Source organism: Streptomyces sp. NPDC001407 (assembly GCF_042895325.1).
Lineage (GTDB): Bacteria > Actinomycetota > Actinomycetes > Streptomycetales > Streptomycetaceae > Streptomyces.
The window spans coordinates 1-3,449 of sequence record NZ_JBIAWF010000061.1 but is presented as its reverse complement, the minus strand read 5'-3'; the positions used below and the strand labels follow the sequence as shown (position 1 = coordinate 3,449).

The following is a 3,449-nucleotide window of genomic DNA, read 5'->3' as shown; positions in this document are numbered from 1 at the left end:
TCGTCCGCATGCAACGTACGCGGCAGCACACCGTGCCGCATCGCCATCACCATCTTGATGACACCGCCCACACCCGCAGCCGTCTGCGTGTGCCCAAGGTTCGACTTCAGCGAACCCAGCCACAACGGCCTGTCCTCAGACCGGCCTTGGTCGTACGTGGCCAGCAGCGCCTGAGCCTCGATCGGGTCACCCAACTGCGTACCGGTGCCGTGCGCCTCCACCGCGTCGATGTCCCGGGCCGTCACCCCGGCGTTGGCCAGTGCCTGGCGGATGACGCGCTCCTGCGCCGGACCGCTGGGCGCGGTCAGCCCGTTGCTCGCACCGTCCTGGTTCACCGCACTGCCACGCATCACCGCCAGCACACGGTGCCCGTTGCGGCGCGCGTCCGAGAGCCGTTCCAGCACCAGCACACCGGCACCCTCGGACCAGCCCGTGCCGTCCGCACCCGCACCGAACGCCTTGCACCGGCCGTCCGACGACAGCCCACCCTGACGGCTGAACTCCACGAACGCTCCGGGCGACGCCATCACGGTCACGCCACCGGCCAGGGCGAGGGAACTCTCACCACGGCGCAGCGAGTCCGCTGCCAGGTGCATCGCCACCAGCGAGGACGAACACGCCGTGTCCAGCGTCATCGCAGGGCCCGCGAGACCGAGGGAGTACGACAGGCGGCCGGAGGCGACGCTGCCGGCGGAGCCGTATCCGAGGAAACCCTCCAGCCCCTCCGGGATGTCCGGGAGCCGTGAGGCGTAGTCGTGGTACATGACGCCGGTGAACACGCCGGTGTCGGTGCCCAGCAGCGACTTCGGGTCGATGCCCGCCCGCTCGACCGCCTCCCAGGAGGCTTCGAGCAGCAGCCGCTGCTGCGGGTCCATCGCCAGCGCCTCACGCGGCGAGATCCCGAAGAACGCCGGGTCGAAATCCGCGGCGTCGTAGAGGAAGCCGCCCTCGGCCACGTACGACTTGCCGACCGCGTCCTTGTCGGGGTCGAAGAGGTCCCGCACGTTCCAGCCGCGGTCGTCGGGGAACGGGCCGATGGCGTCCCTGCCGTCGAGGACCAGCTGCCAGAGGTCCTCCGGGGTGCGCACACCTCCCGGGTAGCGGCAGGCCATCCCCACGATCGCGATCGGATCGTCGGAGGCGACGGAGGAGGCCACGGCGAGGACGGGCTTCGCTTGTGCCGTGCCGGTGAGTTCCCGCGTCAGGTAGTCGGCGATCCGCTTGGGAGTGGGGTGGTCGAAGACGAGGGACGCGGGGAGACGGAGGCCGGTCGCGGCGCTCAGCCGGTTACGCAGTTCCACCGCCGTCAGCGAGTCGAAGCCCAGGCTCTTGAACGGGGTGTCCACGCCCACCGCTTGGTTCGACCGGTGCCCCAGTACCTCGCCCGCGTGCCCCCGCACGATGTCGAGCAGGATCCGCCGGCGCTCGGCCTCGCCCAGACCCGCGATGCGGGCTGCAAGCCCGCCACTCGCTCTTTCGGCCCTGCCGCGCCGCGTGCCGCCACGCACCAGCGACCGCAGCATCGACGGCACACCCTCGGTGCCACGCCGCTGGAGCCCCGCCACGTCGAGCAGTGCCGGCACACACAGAGCCCGGTCGTGGGTCAGGGCCGCGCCGAAGAGGGCGAGGCCCTCCTGGGCCGACATCGGGAGGGCTCCCAGGCGCTTGATCCGGGCCATGTCGAGCCCGGTCACCTGACCGCCCATGCCACGGTCCTCGCCCCACAGGCCCCAGGCCGCGGAGACCGCCGACAGACCCCGCGCACGCCGCTCGTACGCCAGGGCGTCCAGGAAGGCGTTCGCGGCGGCGTAGCCCGACTGTCCGGCGCTGCCGACCACTCCGGCGAAGGAGGAGAACAGGACGAACGCCGAGAGGTCGAGCCCCGCCGTCAGCTCGTGCAGATGGAGCGCGGCGTCCGCCTTGGGGCGCAGGATGCCGGCCAGTTGGGCAGGGGTCAGCGACTCGAGTACACCGTCGTCGACGACGCCCGCGCAGTGGATCACGCCGGTGAGCGGGCGGTCGTCCGGGATCGAGGCGAGCAGCCGGGCGAGGGCGTCACAGTCACCCACGTCGCATGCCTCGACGCGCACACGTGCGCCCGACTCGGCCAGTTCCGCGACGAGTTCGTCCACACCCTCGGCCGCACTGCCGCGTCGCGACACCAGGAGCAGATCCCGCACGCCGTACGCCGAGACCAGGTGCCGGGCCACCAGCGCGCCCAGGCCACCGGTGCCGCCGGTCACCAGCACCGTGCCGCCCGGGCCGAAGGACGCCTGCTCGTGCTCGGTGCGCCGCGCGGTGACCCGCGCCAGGCGCGGTACGAGCGCCTTGCCGTCACGGACCGCCACCTGCGGCTCGGCCGCACCCAACGCCGTACGGAGAGCCGCCTCCTCCGAAGCCTCGGAGAGGCCCGGCTCCACATCGACCAGCAACAGCCGGTCCGGGTGCTCCACCTGCGCCGAACGCACCAGACCCCACACCGGAGCCGCCGACAGATCGACGACACCCTCGCCCGGAACAACACCCACCGCGCCGCGCGTGAGCACCAGCAGCCGCGAATCCGCGTACCGCTCATCCGCGAGGAATTCCTGCACGGTATGCAGTGCACGGGCAGTCGCTTCGGACACGCTGCCGGAATCCTGCTCCGCATCACCGCTGTGAGCCCACACCACCACACCCGGCACCGGCCCGGAGGCGCCCAGCGCACCCCACACCCCGACCGGGGCTGAAGCCACAGCCGGTGTCCACTCCACGTCGAACAGCGCGTCCCGGAGACCGTCACTCGCGGCCCTCAACTGCTCCCGCGCCACCGGGCGCGTCACCAACCGGTCCACCGACAGCACCGGCGCACCCGCCTCGTCCACCGCTCGTACGGAGACGTCACCGTCGGCCGACGGCACCACGCTCACCCGCAGGGCCGACCCGCTCACGCCGAGGAGCTCGACGCCCGACCATGTGAACGGCAGCCGTACTTCGTCGGCGGACGGATCGATCGACATATGGAGGGCGGCGTCCAGGAGGGCGGGGTGAATCCCGAATCCCGTCGAATCCCCACTCACCGGCTCGGGAAACGCGACCTCGGCGTAGATCTCCGCGCCGCGCCGCCAGGCAGCACGGACACCCTGGAACACCGGGCCATACCCATACCCCTGATCCGCCAACCGGTCATAGAGATCACCCACCTCGACCGGCACCGCACCACTCGGCGGCCACGCACTCTCAGTGTCACCGGCAACAGAATCGCCCGCACCCACCAACGTCCCCGTGGCGTGCAGCGTCCACACATCGCCATTCACCACATCGGCATCGACGTCAGGGCAGGAGTGCACCGTCACCGCGCAACGACCGCTGTCGTCCACACCGGCCAGGGCCACCTGCAACCGCACACCACCGGAAACACCCAGCACCAACGGCTGCTGAAGCGTCAACTCCTCCAGACGACCGCACCC

At 71.3% G+C, this 3,449-nt stretch carries 1 protein-coding gene; it reads right to left on the bottom strand.

The features are described from left to right. The coding region (locus tag ACFY1P_RS35325; protein ID WP_390753004.1) for an SDR family NAD(P)-dependent oxidoreductase at positions 1–3,449 on the bottom strand (3,449 nt) is incomplete at both ends.